The sequence below is a fragment of the Luteimonas sp. KH_071 genome (genome assembly GCF_057838005.1).
The window spans coordinates 407,721-424,659 of record NZ_CM174458.1; the positions used below are offsets into that span (position 1 = coordinate 407,721).

At 68.3% G+C, this 16,939-nt stretch carries 18 protein-coding genes; 10 read left to right on the top strand and 8 right to left on the bottom strand.

What is annotated here, in order from left to right:
• The first annotated feature begins 100 nt into the window (after positions 1-100).
• From AC3IRM_RS01855 to AC3IRM_RS01865, 3 genes are all read left to right on the top strand, one after another.
• Entirely contained in the window at positions 101-751 is a 651-nt protein-coding gene (locus AC3IRM_RS01855; protein WP_489204624.1) for a murein L,D-transpeptidase catalytic domain family protein, read from the top strand.
• Between the two features lie 78 nt (positions 752-829).
• On the top strand, positions 830-1,843 hold the full coding sequence (locus AC3IRM_RS01860; protein ID WP_489204625.1) for a L,D-transpeptidase family protein: 1,014 nt from the start codon (positions 830-832) through the stop codon (positions 1,841-1,843).
• 3 nt (positions 1,844-1,846) lie between these two features.
• On the top strand, positions 1,847-2,578 hold the full coding sequence (locus AC3IRM_RS01865; RefSeq protein WP_489204626.1) for a M23 family metallopeptidase: 732 nt from the start codon (positions 1,847-1,849) through the stop codon (positions 2,576-2,578).
• Positions 2,579-2,778: 200 nt separating this feature from the next.
• Here AC3IRM_RS01865 and AC3IRM_RS01870 read toward each other — a convergent pair whose 3' ends face one another.
• The gene (locus AC3IRM_RS01870; protein WP_489205800.1) at positions 2,779-3,303 is read right to left on the bottom strand and encodes a fasciclin domain-containing protein; all 525 of its coding nucleotides are present in this window, start codon (positions 3,301-3,303) and stop codon (positions 2,779-2,781) included.
• Between the two features lie 278 nt (positions 3,304-3,581).
• Positions 3,582-4,265 (bottom strand): arylesterase, encoded by a 684-nt coding sequence (locus AC3IRM_RS01875; protein WP_489204627.1) that lies wholly within the window; start codon positions 4,263-4,265, stop codon positions 3,582-3,584.
• Between the two features lie 79 nt (positions 4,266-4,344).
• On the opposite strand from AC3IRM_RS01875, the gene AC3IRM_RS01880 reads away from it, so the two are divergent.
• Entirely contained in the window at positions 4,345-5,070 is a 726-nt protein-coding gene (locus AC3IRM_RS01880) for an ABC transporter ATP-binding protein (protein ID WP_489204628.1), read from the top strand.
• Positions 5,067-7,595 (top strand): ABC transporter permease, encoded by a 2,529-nt coding sequence (locus tag AC3IRM_RS01885; RefSeq protein ID WP_489204629.1) that lies wholly within the window; start codon positions 5,067-5,069, stop codon positions 7,593-7,595. Before AC3IRM_RS01880 ends, AC3IRM_RS01885 begins: the two co-directional genes overlap by 4 nt.
• Before the next feature lie 43 nt (positions 7,596-7,638).
• Here AC3IRM_RS01885 and AC3IRM_RS01890 read toward each other — a convergent pair whose 3' ends face one another.
• The gene (locus tag AC3IRM_RS01890; protein WP_489205801.1) at positions 7,639-7,896 is read right to left on the bottom strand and encodes a hypothetical protein; all 258 of its coding nucleotides are present in this window, start codon (positions 7,894-7,896) and stop codon (positions 7,639-7,641) included.
• Between the two features lie 156 nt (positions 7,897-8,052).
• On the opposite strand from AC3IRM_RS01890, the gene AC3IRM_RS01895 reads away from it, so the two are divergent.
• The 3 genes from AC3IRM_RS01895 to AC3IRM_RS01905 are packed head-to-tail and all read left to right on the top strand — an operon-like array spanning position 8,053 to position 10,506.
• Positions 8,053-9,117, top strand: a complete 1,065-nt coding sequence (locus tag AC3IRM_RS01895; protein ID WP_489204630.1) for a class I SAM-dependent methyltransferase — start codon at positions 8,053-8,055, stop codon at positions 9,115-9,117.
• On the top strand, positions 9,114-9,821 hold the full coding sequence (locus AC3IRM_RS01900) for a pseudouridine synthase (protein WP_489204631.1): 708 nt from the start codon (positions 9,114-9,116) through the stop codon (positions 9,819-9,821). The genes AC3IRM_RS01895 and AC3IRM_RS01900 overlap by 4 nt, the downstream gene beginning before the upstream one ends.
• Positions 9,814-10,506 (top strand): HAD family hydrolase, encoded by a 693-nt coding sequence (locus AC3IRM_RS01905; protein WP_489204632.1) that lies wholly within the window; start codon positions 9,814-9,816, stop codon positions 10,504-10,506. The genes AC3IRM_RS01900 and AC3IRM_RS01905 overlap by 8 nt, the downstream gene beginning before the upstream one ends.
• 100 nt (positions 10,507-10,606) lie before the next feature.
• Here AC3IRM_RS01905 and AC3IRM_RS01910 read toward each other — a convergent pair whose 3' ends face one another.
• The 3 genes from AC3IRM_RS01910 to AC3IRM_RS01920 form a co-directional block, all read right to left on the bottom strand.
• Complete coding sequence (locus tag AC3IRM_RS01910) at positions 10,607-11,011, bottom strand: lysozyme inhibitor LprI family protein (RefSeq protein ID WP_489204633.1); 405 nt, start codon at positions 11,009-11,011, stop codon at positions 10,607-10,609.
• Between the two features lie 79 nt (positions 11,012-11,090).
• Positions 11,091-11,384 (bottom strand): ArsR/SmtB family transcription factor, encoded by a 294-nt coding sequence (locus tag AC3IRM_RS01915; protein WP_489204634.1) that lies wholly within the window; start codon positions 11,382-11,384, stop codon positions 11,091-11,093.
• Positions 11,384-12,424, bottom strand: coding sequence for a cation diffusion facilitator family transporter (locus tag AC3IRM_RS01920; protein WP_489204635.1), 1,041 nt, complete (start codon positions 12,422-12,424; stop codon positions 11,384-11,386). Before AC3IRM_RS01920 ends, AC3IRM_RS01915 begins: the two co-directional genes overlap by 1 nt.
• Between AC3IRM_RS01920 and AC3IRM_RS01925 the strand changes: the two genes are divergently transcribed.
• Both AC3IRM_RS01925 and AC3IRM_RS01930 read left to right on the top strand, forming a co-directional pair.
• Positions 12,394-13,569 carry an ankyrin repeat domain-containing protein gene (locus AC3IRM_RS01925; RefSeq protein ID WP_489204636.1) on the top strand — a complete coding sequence of 392 codons (1,176 nt, stop codon included), beginning with the start codon at positions 12,394-12,396 and terminating at the stop codon, positions 13,567-13,569. The two genes, AC3IRM_RS01920 and AC3IRM_RS01925, sit on opposite strands and share 31 nt — an antisense overlap.
• Positions 13,566-15,788 carry a Tle-like phospholipase domain-containing protein gene (locus AC3IRM_RS01930; protein WP_489204637.1) on the top strand — a complete coding sequence of 741 codons (2,223 nt, stop codon included), beginning with the start codon at positions 13,566-13,568 and terminating at the stop codon, positions 15,786-15,788. Before AC3IRM_RS01925 ends, AC3IRM_RS01930 begins: the two co-directional genes overlap by 4 nt.
• 54 nt (positions 15,789-15,842) lie before the next feature.
• Here the strand turns inward: AC3IRM_RS01930 and AC3IRM_RS01935 are convergent, their stop codons facing one another.
• A complete protein-coding gene (locus tag AC3IRM_RS01935) occupies positions 15,843-16,391 on the bottom strand; it encodes a DUF1415 domain-containing protein (RefSeq protein ID WP_489204638.1) in 549 nt (182 codons plus the stop codon).
• A 5-nt stretch (positions 16,392-16,396) separates the two neighbouring features.
• Entirely contained in the window at positions 16,397-16,879 is a 483-nt protein-coding gene (locus tag AC3IRM_RS01940; RefSeq protein WP_489204639.1) for a YajQ family cyclic di-GMP-binding protein, read from the bottom strand.
• Positions 16,880-16,939 lie beyond the last annotated feature (60 nt).

The window sequence follows — 16,939 nt, forward strand, 5'->3', positions numbered from 1 at the left end:
ACAATACACTTGCGGCGGTGTCAAGCGTGGTGGCCGCCAGGGCGAAAATGCATGCGACGCCCACTCGCCGACCGCTAAGCTCTGGCGCATGCGCATCCCCGTGCTCCGGACAATCCTGATCCTGTCGCTGCTGATGTCCCCGCCGCTGCTCCGGGCCGCTGACGCGACACTCGATACGTTGTCCGCCGCGGCGCCGGCACTCGATCGCGAGGTGCTGTCGCTCGCACTCGACGCACGCGCGTGCGCGGCACGCGGGCACGAGGTCGGACGCCGGCTCGCGGTCATCGACTATTCGCGTCCATCGACCGAGGTCCGCATGTGGATCTTCGATGTACAGGCCGGTCGTCTGCTGCATGCCGAGCACGTCGCGCATGGGCGTGGCAGCGGTGACGACGTGCCGACCGTGTTCTCCGATGTCGAAGGCAGTTACCAGTCGAGCCTGGGTCTGTTCGCGACCGCCGAGACCTACACCGGACAGAACGGCTATTCGCTGCGCATGGACGGACTCGAGCCCGGCATCAACGGCCGCGCGCGCGAGCGGTTGATCGTCATGCACGGCGCTGATTACGTGGATCCGACCCAGGCACGTCGGCAGGGCCGGCTCGGCCGCAGCTGGGGATGTCCCGCGGTGCGCGATGAAGTGGCGCAGGCGGTGATCGACGATCTCAAGGGCGGCCAGTTGCTGTTCGCCTACGCCAACGATCCGGCGTGGCGGCGCGACTCGAAGCTGCTGCGCTGCCCGGCACGCTGAATGGACCACGTGCGGCTTCACGCGGCTGGCGCGCGCGCGCCGTGAGGATGCGGCGTCTCGAGCCCAAGGAACGACGCCATGCCCGCCCACTGGATCCGCACTGCCCGCGCGCCTGTCTGCGCATTCGCCCTGCTGCTGGTCGCCGCGCCCGCATTCGCGCAGGACGCGCCCGCACGCGATGACACTGCGCAGAACGCCGAAGCGTCCTCGGCGCTGACCGCCCAGTCGGTCAATGCAGCGGACATGGACGCCGGCGATGCGGCGATGCTGCGCACCCAGGTGCTGCTCGATCGTGTGCATTTCTCGCCTGGCGAAATCGACGCACGCGGCGGTACCAACACCACACGCGCGATTGCCGCGTTCCAGCGCTTTCGCGGCATCGAGGCGACCGGCGAACTCGATGCGCGCACCTGGGAGGCATTGACCGGCGACGATACGCCCGCGCTGCTCGCGCACACGCTGACGGCCGAAGACGTCGCCGGCCCGTTCGTCGCGGTGCCCGACGACATGATGGCGCAGTCGAAGCAGGACGCCCTCGGCTTCGAGAACGTCGTCGAAGCACTCGGCGAACGCTTCCATGCATCGCCCGCGCTGCTGCGCCGGCTCAATCCCGGCAGCGACTTCAAGGCCGGGACGCGCCTCGTCGTGCCGAACATCGCCGAGGCCGCGCCTCTGGCCGAGCCTGCGCGCGTGGTCGTGAGCAAGTCGGATTCGGTCGTGCGCCTGGTGGATGCCGGCGGCAAGGTCTACGCGCAGTTCCCGGCGTCGACCGGTACCGAGCACGATCCGCTGCCGATCGGCGAGTGGAAGATCGAAGGCGTCGCCACCGATCCCACCTTCCACTACAACCCGGACCTGTTCTGGGATGCGGATCCGTCGCACGCCAAGGCCGCGTTGCCGGCCGGCCCCAACAACCCGGTGGGCACCGTGTGGATCGATCTGTCGAAGCCGCATTACGGCATTCACGGCACACCCGAGCCGCAGAATATCGGCAAGACCCAGTCGCACGGCTGCATCCGCATGACCAACTGGAGCGCGCGTCGCGTTGGCGATGTGGTCAAGCCGGGTACGGTCGCGCTGCTCGAGGAATAAGCGATGAAACGGCCGGGAACCTGGATCGCGCTGATTGCGGTGCTGCTGCTGGTCAATCTCGCGTGGTTCGTCTGGCAGGACGGGCCGTTGTTGGAGCGGGGCGCGAGCCAGGCCGATGACGTGGTCGATGCGGTGCCTGCGCAACCGGTTCCCGGCAATGCGATTTCCGGGCGCACGCCACCACCCCCCACCGCAGCGGTGATCGACGCGCCGGGCGCGGGGCCGTCACCAGGTCGGCCGACCACGCAGCCGACCCCTGCACCTGTCCTGGATGCCGCATCGCCTGCAGGTCTGCTGTTGCCGGTGCAGGGGATTGCCATCACCGACATCCAGGACACGTTCGGCGATGCGCGCGGCAGCGAGCGCCAGCACGAGGCGCTCGACATCATGGCGCCGACGGGGACGCCGATTCTCGCGGTCGCCGACGGCACGATCGAGAAGCTGTTCACCAGCGACCGGGGCGGGCTGACGATCTACCAGTTCGAACCCAGCAGGCAGTTCGCGTACTACTACGCGCATCTGCAGGCCTACGCGCCGGGGCTGGCCGAGGGCGTCACCGTGAAGCGGGGCGATGTGCTGGGTACCGTCGGCAGCAGCGGCAATGCCGATCCTGCCGCGCCGCATCTGCACTTCGCCATCTTCCGGCTGACACCGGAGAAGCAGTGGTGGACCGGCACACCGGTGAACCCCTATCCGCTGCTGCGCGATGCGGCGGGGGTATCGGCCGCCCGGTGACGGCCGCGGGAGTGCTGTAACGGCCCTCGGTTGCCGCTCCCGACGCGGCATCGGGCAGCCGGCCCGGCTCGGAATGACGCGCACGAAAAAAGGAGGCGATCCGAAGACCGCCTCCTTCCGGAGACACGCGGACCAGACGAGGAGTCCGCATGGAGTGCGCCCATGCCGGCATCGCCTCGAAGGCGATGCCGGCGGATGGGTTACGGCATCAGGACGGTATCGATGACGTGGATCACGCCGTTGCTCTGGCGGACGTCGGCGGTGGTGACCGTGGCCACATTGCCCTTGGCATCGGTCAGCGTGACCTTGCCGCCGTCGGCCTTGGCGGTCAGCTCTTCGCCCTGCACGGTCTTGAGCATCGCGCTGCCACCACCGGCCTGGATCTGCTGCGTCAGCGCAGCGGCGTCGACGTTGCCGGACACGACGTGATAGGTCAGGACCTTCGCCAGGTCGTCCTTCATTTCCGGCTTCAGCAGGCCGTCAACGGTACCGGCCGGCAGCTTCTCGAATGCGGCATTGGTCGGCGCGAACACCGTGAACGGGCCCGGACCCTTCAGGGTGTCGACGAGGCCTGCGGCCTGGACCGCGGCGACCAGCGTGGTGTGATCCTGCGAGGTGGACGCGTTGGTGACGATGTCGCGGTCGGCGAACATCGGCGCGCCGCCCACCATCGGGTTCTCGGTCTGTGCGGAGGCATCGGCCTCGGCGGACATCGCCGGATCCATGGCCGTGGTGTCCTGCGGCGCGGCAGCGGGGGCCTCGACCGGCGCGGTGGCGGCTGCGGTGGTCTCGGTGGCGGCGTCCTGCTGACAGGCGGTCAGGGCGGCGATCGAGGTGAGCAGCATCGTGGCGAGCAGATTGCGCTTCATGTCGGATTCTCTTGATGTCGTCCGGAGACGGGGATGAGGCCTGCCACATCTGCGGCAGGATCGACATGCACTACGCACATGCAGGGCGCACTGGATGCATCACGCGGCGCTAACATTTACAACGTGCGTTGCGATCAGCGCAGCAGCGGCTGCAGCGCGGGCCACACATGGTCGAGCAACTGCGCCTGCACTGCCGCGGTCGGATGCAGGTTGTCGTCCTGGAAGTTCGCGCGATCATTGGCGATCGGCTCAAGCAGGAACGGCAGCAGCGCGGTGTCGAAAGTTTTTGCCAGCAGGCGATAGTTCTCTTCGAAGCCGCGGGTGTAGTCGGCGCCGAGGTTGGGCGGCATGCGCATGCCGACCAGCAGCACCTGCGCGCCAACGTGCTGGGACGCGCCGATCATCCGCGCGAGGTTGCGGCGCGCATCGGCCAGCGGCAGGCCGCGCAGGCCGTCGTTGGCACCGAGGGCGATGATCACGATGTCGGGCTGCTCGCGGACCACGGCCTGGACGATCCGGGATGCGCCACCCGCGCTGGTTTCGCCCGAGATGCTCGCATTGACCACCCGCCAACCGGGCGCATCGCGCTGCAGGCGCTGTTGCAGCAGCGACACCCAGCCTTCGCCAGCGGACATGCCGTAGCCCGCGGAGAGTGAATCACCCATGACCAGAATGGTCCTGGCATCGCCGTCCGGCGCGGCTGCAGGCGACGCCGACTGCGCCTGTGCTAGAACGGGCAGGGCCAGCAGGCACGCCAACATCCAGCGCGCACAGCGTGCTTGCATCCGGCGGCGCGCGGCCGCAGTTCCCTCAGTCATTCCCACATCTCCGGTCGGTCCGGCGACGCCGCTGCTTGGCGACGTGCGCGGCGCTGGTTCGAAACATCGAAGGATATCTATGCACGACGGTACCCCCACGCAAGATGAAACCCCGCGCGCGGGCCATGCACTGGATGTCGCAGGACTGGGCAAGCGCGTGGCACTGCCGTCGGGCGAGCTGACGATCCTGCAGGACGTGGGCTTCCGCATCGGCCATGGCGACACGGTGGCGATCGTCGGCGCGTCGGGTTCCGGCAAGAGCACGCTGCTGTCGCTGCTCGCCGGCCTCGATACGCCGAGTACCGGCACGGTGGTGCTCGATGGTGCGCCGATCTCGACGCTCGACGAGGACGGCCGCGCGAAGGTGCGCGGCGAGAAGGTCGGCTTCGTGTTCCAGAGCTTCCAGCTGCTGCCGTCGCTGACCGCGCTGGAGAACGTGATGCTGCCGCTGGAACTGCGCGGCGATCGCGAGGTGGAAGGTCCGGCCCGCGACGTGCTCGCGCGCGTGGGACTGGCCGAGCGCCTCGGCCATTACCCGCGCCAGCTCTCCGGCGGCGAGCAGCAGCGCGTGGCACTGGCGCGTGCGTTCGTAACCCGACCGTCGCTGCTGTTCGCCGACGAGCCCACCGGCAACCTCGATACCGCGACCGGTCAGTCGATCATCGAACTGCTGTTCGCGCTCAATGCCGACGCCGGCACCACCCTGGTGCTGGTCACCCACGACGATCACCTGGCGCAGCGCTGCAAACGCCGGTTGCGCATCGACAGCGGCCGGCTGGTCGCCGACGAGGCGATGCCCGCATGAGGACCGCCGCGCTCGCGTGGCGCCAGCTGCGCCGCGACTTCAAAGCCGGCGACATCCGCATCCTGTTCGCCGCGCTGGTGCTCGCGGTCGTCGCGGTCACCGCGGTCGGCTTCGTCACCGATCGCGCCGAGCGCGCGCTGGCGATCGAAGCCAACCGCCTGCTCGGCGGCGACGCGGTGGTACGCGGCGACGCACCGATCGAAGGCGCGATCCGCGATGCGTCGACGGCCCCCGGACTCGAATCGGTCGACACCGTCGAGCTCGACAGCATGATCCGCGTCGGCGCGGGCGACACCGCGAATCTGCAGCTCGGCGACGTGCGTGCGCTCGGCGACGGCTTCCCGCTGCGCGGCAGCTTCCGCATCGCCCGCGCCGACGGCGTCGAACGCGATGCCGAGGCCGTGCCCGAGCCCGGCACCGCATGGATGAGCCGCGCCGGCGCCGACACGCTCGGCGCGTCGGTCGGCGACACCGTGTTTCTCGGCGACCGCAGCTTCCGCCTGACCGCGCTGGTGCTGCAGGAACCGGATGCGTCGATCGATTATTTCAACGTCGCGCCGAAGGTGTTCCTGCATCTGTCCGATCTCGAGGCCACCGGCCTGATCCAGCCCGGCAGCCGCATCCGCTATCGCCTGGTGATCGCCGGTGACGCGAACGCGGTCGACGTCTTCGCCAACGCCGCGCGCGCGAACATTGGCCGCGGGCAGCGCGTGGAAACCATCGGCGATGCGCGCCCGGAAGTGCGCTCCTCGCTTGATCGCGCCGGTCGTTTCCTCGGCCTCGCCGCGCTGGTCTCGGTGATTCTCGCTGCGGTCGCAGTGGCGATGGCTGCGCGCCAGCACTCGGCCCGGCATCTGACGTCCGTCGCGGTGATGCGCTGCATGGGCGCGCAGCAGCGCACCCTGGTCGGCATCCATGTCGGCGAGCTGCTGCTGCTCGGTGTCATCGCCTGCACGCTGGGCGTCGTCGTCGCCTTCGGCCTGCAGTGGGGTATCGGCCGCTGGCTGGAATCGCTGCTGGGGCTGTCGATCCCCGCGGCCGGACTGATGCCGGCGCTGCAGGGCTACGGCGTCGGCCTCGTCGTGCTGATGGCCTTCGGTGCGCCGCCGGTGCTCGCGCTGCGCCGTGTGCCGGCCTTGCGCGTACTGCGTCGCGATCTCGGTGGTTTCGAGCCGAGTGCGTGGCTGGTCGGCGGCGCCGGTTTCGTCGGCCTCGCCGCGCTGCTGTGGTGGAAGGCGGGCTCGGCGACGCTGGGCGGCGCGATGCTCGCCGGCATCGCGGCGACGTTCGCGGTGCTCGCATTGCTCGCCTGGGGCCTGATCCTGCTGGTGCGCGCGCTGCGGTCGCGGCTGCGCGGCAGCCTGCGCTACGGCCTGGCCAATGTGAGCCGGCGCGCAGGCACCAGCGTGGCCCAGGTCACTGCACTCGGCCTCGGCCTGATGGCGTTGCTGCTGCTGACCTTCGTGCGCACCGATCTGCTCGACCGCTGGCAACTCGCGATCGGCCAGGACGCGCCGAACCGCTTCATCATCAACGTGCAGCCCGACCAGCTCGATCCGGTACGCGCCTTCATCGCCGATCAGGGGATCGATGCGCCGGTGCTGTTCCCGATGATCCGCGCGCGTCTGATCGAGCGGAACGGTGAGCCGGTGCGCGGCGAGGATTTTGCCGGCCGCAGCGGCGACGAAGCGCAGGATCGCCAGGCGCAACGCCGCGCCGAACGCGAGTTCAACCTGTCGATGCAGAGCGATCTGCGTGACGACAACCGGGTGACCGCAGGCACATTCTGGGGCGAGGCCGCGCCGGCATCCTCTGAAATTTCGGTCGAGGAAGGCTTCGCCAAGGACCTGGGCTGGCAGCTCGGCGACCGCATCGTCTTCGACATCGCCGGCCAGCGCTTCGAAGCGCCGATCACCAGCTTCCGCAGCATCGAGTGGGAGAGCTTCCGGCCGAACTTCTTCGTCGTCGCCTCACCTGGCGCGCTGGATGCGTACCCGGCCAGCCACATCACCGCGGTCCGCGTGCCGACCGACAAGCCGCGCTTCACCGCCGATCTGGTGCAGCAGTTTCCGAACCTGTCCGTGGTCGACATCGACGCGGTGCTGACCCAGGTGCGCAGCACGGCCGACCAGGTGTCGACGGTGGTGCAGGTGGTGTTCTGGTTCTCGCTGGCGGCCGGCGTACTGGTGCTGCTGGCGGCGGTCAGCGCCAGTCAGGACGAGCGTCTGCTCGAAGGCGGCGTGATGCGCGTGCTCGGCGGAAAACGCGCGCAACTGCGGTTGGCGCAGGCATCGGAATTCGCAGCGATCGGGCTGCTCGCGGGACTGGTGGCGTCGATCGCGGCCTCGGTACTGGCCGGCGTGATCGCCGTGCGGGTATTCGACCTGCCGTGGACACCGAACTGGGCGTTGGCCGCGGCCGGCGGCGGCATCGGCGTGCTGATGACGTTGTTGGCCGGACTGTGGGCGACGCGCAAGGTGCTGGATGCACCGCCGTCGGTGACGCTGCGCGCGCTGCAGGAGTGATGGTGATGCGCGCCCGGCAGCGGATGCCGGGCGCGCTCCAGGCTCAGCCCACGATGGTTTCGCGGGCCCCGAAACGCCGCGCGTAATCACGCTCCTCGCTGACGCGCTGTACGTCTTCGTGTGCGATGTCCGGGCCGCCATAGACCGCGTAGACAACCTCGTCGTCGCGCCTGCCGATCGCATGCAGGCGATAGCGCGACTGGCCGCCACCGGTGTCGGGCGGATAGCGGTGCGGCGGCTCCGTGCCGTCTAGATCGAGCTCGCTGTTGTCGATGGTGCCGCCAACGAACAGGGCGTGGATGGGCATGCAGATCTCCTCTGTGGGGTTCGGTCCATCGTGCGGAGGGCGATGTTGCGGTTTCATCAATCTTGCGTTCGCGTCGCGTGCGAAGCCGGGCGCGGCCGGCGCACTGGCGGGGCCGGTAGAATCCACGGCCGTCCCACCCTGTCCGAACCGATGTCCGATCCCGCCCTCGACGCCCTGTTCCTGCCGCTTGAACAGCGCCAGATCCCGTGGCCCGACGATGGCGCGCTGTTCCTGCGCGCGCGTCCGGGTGTGCCGACGACCGGCGGTCGCTGGCCGGGTCTGGTCTGCGAGCAGAGCTTCAAGCCGCTGCATGCGGCCCTGCAGCGCGCGGGCCTCGATGCGTTGCCCGGCGACGCCGACGATGTGGCACTCCCTCGCAAGCCGCTGGTGCTGGTGCTGCCGCCGCGCCAGCGCGACGAATCACGCGCGGTGCTGGCGCGTGCGCTGCAGTCGGTGACGCCGGGCGGTTGGGTGCTGGCCAGCGTGTCCAACGATGAAGGTGCGAAGTCCGCGCAGGACGATCTCGCGAAGCTCGCCGGCAACATCGGCGCGCTGTCGAAGCACAAATGCCGCGTGTTCTGGGCGCAGGCCGGCGACACCGTGGACACCGCGCTGGTCGAGCGCTGGGCCACGCTGGACCGTCCGCGCGAGGTACTCGGCGGCCGGTTCCACAGTCGCCCGGGCGTGTTCGCTTGGGACCGCATCGATCCGGCCTCCGCGCTGCTGGCCTCCCATCTGCCGGCCACGCTGGGCGGGTGCGCCGCCGATCTGGGCGCCGGCTACGGCTATCTGTCAGCGGAACTTCTGCAACGTTGCAAGGGCATCACCGCGCTGGACGTCTTCGAAGCAGAAGGCCGCGCGCTGACGCTGGCGCGCCGGAATCTTTCCGCACTCGGCGCGGGCGCGACGCTGGCCTACCACTGGCACGACGTGACCACCGGCGTGCCGCAGGGCTACGACGTCATCGTCAGCAATCCGCCGTTCCATGCGCATGGCCGCGAAGGCCGGCCCGATATCGGCCGTGCGTTCATCGGCGCCGCCGCGGTCGCGTTGAAGCCGGGCGGCGCGCTGTGGCTGGTCGCCAACCGGCATCTGCCCTACGAGGAGGTGCTCGATGCGCGTTTCAGCGAGGTCAACGAGGTGGCGTCCAGCGGTGCGTTCAAGGTGATCCACGCAGTGCGCGCCCGCGCGACGCCGGCGAGGCGCCGCGCATGAAGCTGGTCAAACTGCTGGCTAATCTCGGCTACGGCAGCCGCAAGCAGGTCGCGTGGATGTTCCGCGAAGGCCGGGTGACCGATGCGACGGGCGACGTGCTGTACGCCGACGACCAGGTGGGTCACGACGACGTGCGCGTCGACGGCGAACCGCTGGATCCGCCGCTCGGCCTGACCCTGTTGCTGCACAAGCCGTCCGGCTACACCTGTTCGACCAAGGACACCGGGCGCCTCGTCTACGACCTGTTGCCGCCGCGTTTCCGGCTGCGATCGCCGGTGCTGTCGACGGTCGGTCGACTCGATCGAGAGACCAGTGGGCTGCTGCTGTTCACCGACGATGGCCAGCTGCTGCACCGGATCATCTCGCCCAAGGCCGCGTTGCCGAAGGTCTACGAGGCCACGCTCGCCGAGCCGTTGCGTGGCAACGAGGCCGTGCTGTTCGCCAGCGGCGCGATGCTGCTGGAGGCGGACAACACGCCGCTCAAACCCGCGGTGCTCGATGTGCTGTCACCGACGCAGGCGCGGCTGACGATCACCGAAGGCCGCTATCACCAGGTGCGGCGCATGTTCGCCGCGGTCGGCAACCACGTCGTCGCGCTGCATCGCAGCCGCGTCGGCGGACTCGCGCTCGATGATCTGCCGGAAGGCGCGTGGCGTGCGCTCGATGCCGCGGATATCGAGAGGCTGATGACCGCCCATGGTTGAAATCGCGCCGCTGCCGTTCCGACCCGCGGCGGTGATCTTCGACATGGACGGGCTGCTGCTCGACAGCGAGCGCGCGATTCTCGATTGCTTTCGTGAGGCCGCGGCAGAGCGGGGCGCGGACATCGAGCCCGACTGGTGGCTGGGCATGACCGGCCGCGGAGATGCGGTCTGCCGCGCGTTGCTGGTGGATCGTGTGGGCATTGCCGCGACCGATGCGTTGCTGGCAAGCGGACACGCCCGCTACGTGGCGATGGCCGAGGCCGGCCTGCCGCATCGACCGGGCGTCGTCGCGTTGCTGGAGTTGCTCGTCGCGCACGACATGCCCCGTGCGGTCGCGACTTCGACGCGGTCGTCGCTGGCGCAGCGCAAGCTCGAAGCAGCGGGACTCTCGAAGTATTTCGACGTGGTCTGTACCAGCAGCGATGTCGCGCAGCCCAAGCCGGCGCCCGATGTCTACCTGCTCGCCGCCGAGCGCATCGGCGTGCCGCCGGCGCAGTGTCTGGTACTGGAGGATTCGCCGACGGGCGTGCGCGCCGCGCTCGCGGCGGGCATGACCGCGGTGCAGGTGCCGGATCTGCTGGCGCCCGACGATGACGTGCGCGCGCTCGGGCATCGCATCGTCGCGTCGCTGGAGGACGCACAGGCCCTGCTTGCGCCGTGGCTGATGGCGAAGCAGACAGACTGATCGACGTCGCGGGTTTCGCTGTGTTCTAGCCAACCTGCAAAGCACACGTGCCCTCACCGCAGGATGCGCAGAGCGCAGCGAAATCCGGCGGCTACACGCCTCAGGTCTGCGGTCGCAACCGCGCCAGCTCGCTCGCGCGCTCGGTGGTCATCTGACGCCTGCAATCCACCGACATCACCGTGGCCAAGGTACCGCCCTCCGGGTCCGCCAGGAACCTGCAGTTCGCGTCCCTGTACTGCACCCACAGCCGCTGCGCGGTGCGCAAACGGGCCTGTTGGCCTTGGGTCAAAGCGGCCAGCGTTTGACGGTACTCGCTGTTGAGGCGTGCATCCTGCAGCACAATCTCGGCGTCGATGCAGTTGAGCATGTCGACGGTCACGCCTTCGGAGGCGTCCATGCACCGGGCAAAACCTGCAGACGCGTCGTCGGCAGCCACGGGCCCGGCATGTGTCGTGGCCAAGGCCAGGAGCACCAACGGAAGTACGTTGCGGAACGGATTCGACATGGCGATGTACTCAGCGACGGTCGGCAAGTGCAGTGTGGGCACAGCGTCTGCGGACGGCGTGAACAGACGCAATAACTAGTCAGGCGTGCTCGCCGGTGTGGTCGAGCATGTCGCGCAGCATGTCCTGCACGTGGGCGTCGTCGGCTTCGTACAGGATCTGGCGTGCCTGACGCTCACCGCGCACCAGCCGCGCGCCGCGCAGCAATCGCAGGTGATGGCTGACCAATGGCTGCGAGGCGCCGGTACGACGTGCGATTTCGCCGACGGCGACTGGACCGTCGAGACAGGTCAGCAGCACGCGCAGACGCGTGGGATCGCCGAGCAGCTTGAAGGTCTCGGCGAGGAGCGCCAGCCGCGTATCGTCGACGGTCATCACCGCGTAGGCCCCGACGCGTGCGGCGTGTCGTGCGGGTGGTCGCGCATGCCGTCGTGATCGTGGTGATGCGCGTGATCGTGCGCATGCGCATGCGCATGCGCATCGCCGCTGCGCTGTCGCTCCAGCGCGCATTGCGCTTGTGGTACGTGTACGACCTCGACAGTCGCGTGCCCGATCGCGAACCGCTCGGCGAGCGCGCGCTTGACCGCAGGCACCACCAGCGCCGGCTGCGCGTCATCGGCCAGCGTGAGTTCCAGTGTCGCCAGCACCTTGCCCGAGGTGATCGACCACACATGCACGTGGTCGACATCGGCGACGCCCGGCACAGTGTGGCGCACGTGATCCTGCAGCACGGCGATGTCGATGTCCGGCGGCACGGCTTCCATCAGGATGTCGAACGCGCTGCGCAGCAACGCCCAGGCGCTGCGCAGGATCAGCAGACACACCAGCACCGACAGGATCGGATCGATCGGCATCCAGCCGGTGAAGTGGATCACCAGCGCGGCGATGATCGCCGCGACCGAGCCGAGCAGATCGCCAAGCACGTGCACCGTCGCGCCCTTGATGTTGACGTGCGACTGGTCGCCGCGATGCAGGATCCAGAACACCAGGCAGTTCACCAGCAGGCCGACCACCGCGACCGCGAGCATCGGTCCGGCCAGCACTTCGCCCGGACTGCGCAGTCGCTGGATTGCTTCCCATACGATCCAGATCACCAGCGCGAACAGCGTGACCGCATTGACCAGACCGGCCAGCACCTCGAAGCGCATGTAGCCGAAGGTGCGCCGCGCATCGGACGCGCGCCGCCCGATGCGGAAACCCACCCAGGCCAGCAGCAGCGCGGCGGCATCGGTGAGCATGTGGCCGGCATCGGCGATCAGCGCCAGCGAACCCGACAGCACGCCACCGACGACCTCGACCAGCATGAAGCCCGCGGTCAGCGCGAAGCCGGTCAGCACCACGCGTTCGTTGGCGGCGGAGACTGACGGCGCATGACTGTGGCCGTGTGCGTGGCTGTGATCGTGGTCGTGCGACATGGGGAAGAGGGGCGAGCCGGGATGAACGCTATTGTATAAACATATTTTTATGTGTTGATAGCCTGCTGGCCAGTGGTCCCGCCCGTGCAGCGTTCGGGTCAGGAATTCCCTGCACCGGCGCGGGCATTGCCCGCTCGCGCGCCTGCGCTACCCTCGACCCGATCGCGTACGGAAGCGCCGAGGTCGGAATGGACACGAAGGATCAATCAGGTCGCCACGTCCGCACGTTGCCGTGGCTCGCCCCGGCGGCCGGATGGTGGATGACATTGTGGCTGGCGGTATCGATCATCGCCCTGTCCGGCTGCGTGCTGGCCGTCCCACCTGCCGACACCTCGGGCGAGCGTGCCGCGGCCGCGCGCGCCTTCGACGATCCGAAACTGCAGGCGCTGGCAGCCGCAGCCGGGAGCGGCGATGCGGCCGCGGTCCGCCGACTGATGCGTGACGAAGGTGTCGATCCCGACGGCGTCTTCTGGGGCCGCGACGGCGGCACCCCGATGCTCGCGTGGCCGATCTATCGCGGCAATCCCGACGGTCTGCGCGCAATGCTGGAAAGCGGTGCGGATCCGAATGTCTTCAAGACCTACGAGACGAAGGATCGCGGCTCCCGGCACCACAACAATGCAATGGTCTGGGCCGCACAACAGAAGGATCCCATCTATCTGCAGACCCTGCTGGAACACGGCGGAGATCCGGACACGCGCAATTCCAACCGCGAAGCGCTGCTGTTCCAGGCTTTCGTACAGGGCAACCAGTGGCAGAACGTGCAGTTGCTGGTCGAGCGGGGCGCTGACGTCAATGTGCAGGCCTCACCCGGCAGCACGATCCTCGCAACCTATACCGGTCTCGGCGGGTTTCGAATGGCGCATTGGCTCCTGGAGCACGGCGCCGACCCGTCATTGCAGTACTCGTTCAGCAGGCCGGTGCAGCGTGCCGACTCGCACGCGATCGAAGCGATCTTCTGGCACCCCGGAAATCCCGATGATCCGGACTGGCAGACCAAGTGCCAGCGCTGGTTGTTGGCGAATGGCTTCGAGCGGCCGCCGATGCCGGAGCACTTCCGGAAGATGCGGGCGACGTTCGGATTTCCTGACAGCGAGGATCAGATTCCCCTTCCAGACATGGATGACGACGGAGGCGAGACATGACGACGCAACATGCGGAACGGCAGCGTCTGCTGGATGCGCTGCGCTCCAGCGGATTGAACGATGCAGCAGCCGAAGCGGACAGGCTCGAGGCGACCCATCACGCGCAGGAGATGGCCGGTCTGTCCCATGACGGCTACGACGCGGCCAAAGGTGCCGGTGAGCCACCGCCGGGCTGGATGCGCGTCAGTGCGACGCCTGCTCTGCTGCGCGAGATGCTTCCCGGGCTTCAACTGGACGATGGGCAAATCCTGGATCTGCTGCACCCTGAGAAATCCGGATTCCGTGCAGAGATCTATGTTCCGGACCCCGCTGTACTCGGGCCCGGCTTCAAGCCGACGCTCGTCTTCAAAGGATCGAGAGGCCATGTTGTCGAGAATGGCGAGCTGCGGGACACCTCGCTCGAGGATTTCATCGGCAACAACCTGCCGCAGTCGATCGGACTGGAAGCCGATTACTACACCAGGTCTATGGCGTTGGCGGAAATGCTCAAGCGCGCAGGACTCGATTTCGATATCACCGGTCACAGTCTGGGTGGCGGTATGGCGTCGGCAGCCTCCGCGGTAACGGGCATGCGCACGGTCACCTTCAACGCTGCAGGGCTGCATCCCGATACGGCACCCAATTTCCTGAAAGGACGGGACGGACCGTCGCTCTTCGACACGAAAGACACCGTCACCGCCTGGCAGGTGCAAGGCGAAATCCTCAACGACGGCGTGCAGCAGGACATCCGTGGCATGAGCGAGCTGCAACGCGATCGCATGGCGACGCTGATCACCCATGGCGCGGCCGCCGTGCAAAGCACGCCGGCGGGCCGTGACTATCTCGAACAAAGGCTGCTCCCAAGCATCCCCGAAACCTCACATCCCGCCGTGCGCGCACTGCTCGAAGCGCTCGAGCGCGGCGAAGCCGCCTCCATGATTCGGGATATGCCCGAGGCCGCAGGCAAACGCATGCCGCCGCTGATCGCGATGACGCAACAGGAACAGACCCTCGTCGCGCGCGAGAACCGCGCCTCGATGGCTGAGCTGCATCAGTTGGGCGGACCGATCCTGACTGTGCTCGCGATGGGCGCGCGCGGTGCGAATGCCGGCGCGCAGGCGGGTGAAGTGATCGCCAACGGAGGCCGCGCGCTGGGCGACGGACTCGCGAATGCGGGTGATGCGGCGCGCACCGGAACAGCGCTCGCCGGCGCCCACATCGACCGGACCTGGCAGGGCGCCGGCGTCGTGCTGTCGCAGGGCACGCAGGCGATGGGGGAATTCACCGCGCAGGCGCGGATGGTGGGCGCGCATGGCGCGGCGGCGATTGATCATGCGCAAGGCTGGGCGCAGGCAGGTGTTGCGAGCGCGCGTGGCGGTCTTCTGCGCAACGTGGGGGATGCGGCGGGCGTGTTCTCCGACAGATGGCGCGAGGGTCTGTACGCGCGCGCGGAGCGTGTCGAGACAGAAGGTGATGCCGCGCTGGAACGCAACCGAAGCGAAGCCGCGGCTGCGATCGAACAGGGGCGCGCTGCGGCGCAGGGCCGGCGCGAGATGGCCGGCGCCCTCGCAGACGGTGTCCAGGTGGGCACTGGCGCGGTCGGCACCCAGGCGCGCAATCAGCTGGTCTACGTCGGCGAGCGGCTGGATGCCGGCTTCGATGTCGCAGGCGCGCAACTCACGCAGGTGACGGCGCAGGCGCCAACGGCCGGTGCGGGGCTCGGCGGGCTGAGCGGCGTGATCGTCGGCGGCGCACTCAGCTTCGACCCGCGCACGCCGCAGGGTATCCAGAGCTGGTCCGGTGCGATCGAACTTGTACGCGAGGCCGGCCCGGCGCTGTCAGAAGCGGTCGGTCGCCACGGCATGGCATCGGCCGTGCTGCCCAGCCTTGAGCGTCACGTCGCCGAACAGGAAGCGGCCGCGCGGGAGATGCTGCGCGAACCTGACCGGAAGGTCGAAGCGCCAACATTGCAGGCGCAGTCCGCGCTGCTGTCAGGTGGCACAGGCGCCGCGTTGGAACGTCTGTTCTCGGCGGTCAGGCAGGGGGATACGGAGACCGCGAAACAGGCGTCGTCCGCACTGATGGAGACGGCAGGCGCGCAGACATGGCTGGCCGAAGGTCAGGCGCGACTCACCGCGCGCGATCAGGCCGCTGCGCAGACGCCTGAGGTGGAACGACAGCAGGCCCTACAACCGCAGGCACTCCAGAGCCTCCCCGAGCACACAGCGCCAGCGCACTGAGCTGACGTCTCTGCCGTGGCCAGGGACGCGACGCGACCGCGCTTGGCGCTGCTCTCAGTTCGCCTCGGTGAACAGCCGCGCCCATCCAGCATGTCCCAGTGTTTCGAGCGTGCCGAGATTCCGGTCGATGATGCTGTCCGGTTCCGGGTACGCCTCCACCGCGCGCGCCACACTCTCTTCGCGCAGCAGATGCAGCGTCGGATACGGCGCGCGGTTGGTGTAGTTGCCGATGTCGTCGGGGGCGGTGCCGGCGAACTGGTAGTCGGGATGGAAGCTCGCGACCTGCAGCACACCGTCGAGCTCCAGCGCCTCGACCAGACCATCGGCCTCGTCGAGAAAATCGTTGTAGTCGAGGAAATCGCCCAGCACCTGCGGATGCACGATCAGCGTGGTGTCGATCTGGCTGGCCGGTGTGTCGCGCAGGCGCAGCAGCTCCTCGCCGAGTTCTTCGAGCAGGGCTTCTGGCGTGGTCGCGTCGCTCAGCACGAAACGCACCTGGTCCTTGACCACGACGGCCTTGGCAAACGGGCACAGGTTCAGCCCGATCACCGCGCGCTCCAGCCACAGGCGGGTGTCGGCGATCGGGTCGGCGCTCGGAAACATGCGGATCAGTCGCGGAAGTTGTCGAACTGCAACGGCAGGTCGAACTCGGCGCCGCGCAGCAGGGCCATCGCGGCCTGCAGGTCGTCACGCTTCTTGCCGTTCACGCGCAGCTTGTCGCCGTTGATCTGGCTGTCGACCTTGAGCTTGGCGTCCTTGAGCGTGTTCTGGATCTTCTTGGCCAGGTCGCGCTCGATGCCCTGCTTGACGGTGACGGTCTGCCGCGCGCCGGCGAGGTTGGTCTCGATGTCGCCGAACTCCAGGCACTTCACGTCGATCTTCCGCGCGGCCAGGCGCTGGCGCAGGATTTCGGTCATCTGCTGCACCTGGAAGTCGCTCGGCGCGGATTGCTTGATGGTCGACTCGTCGAGTTCGTAGGAGGCCTCGACGCCCTTGAAGTCGAAGCGCGTGGTCAGTTCGCGATTGGCCTGGTCGACGGCGTTGGTCAGCTCGTGGGTGTCGACTTCGGAGACGATATCGAAGGAAGGCATGGGGCACCTGCAGGTGGGACGAAGGCGCGCAGATTACCGCACGGGCGGTATGGGCTGTTC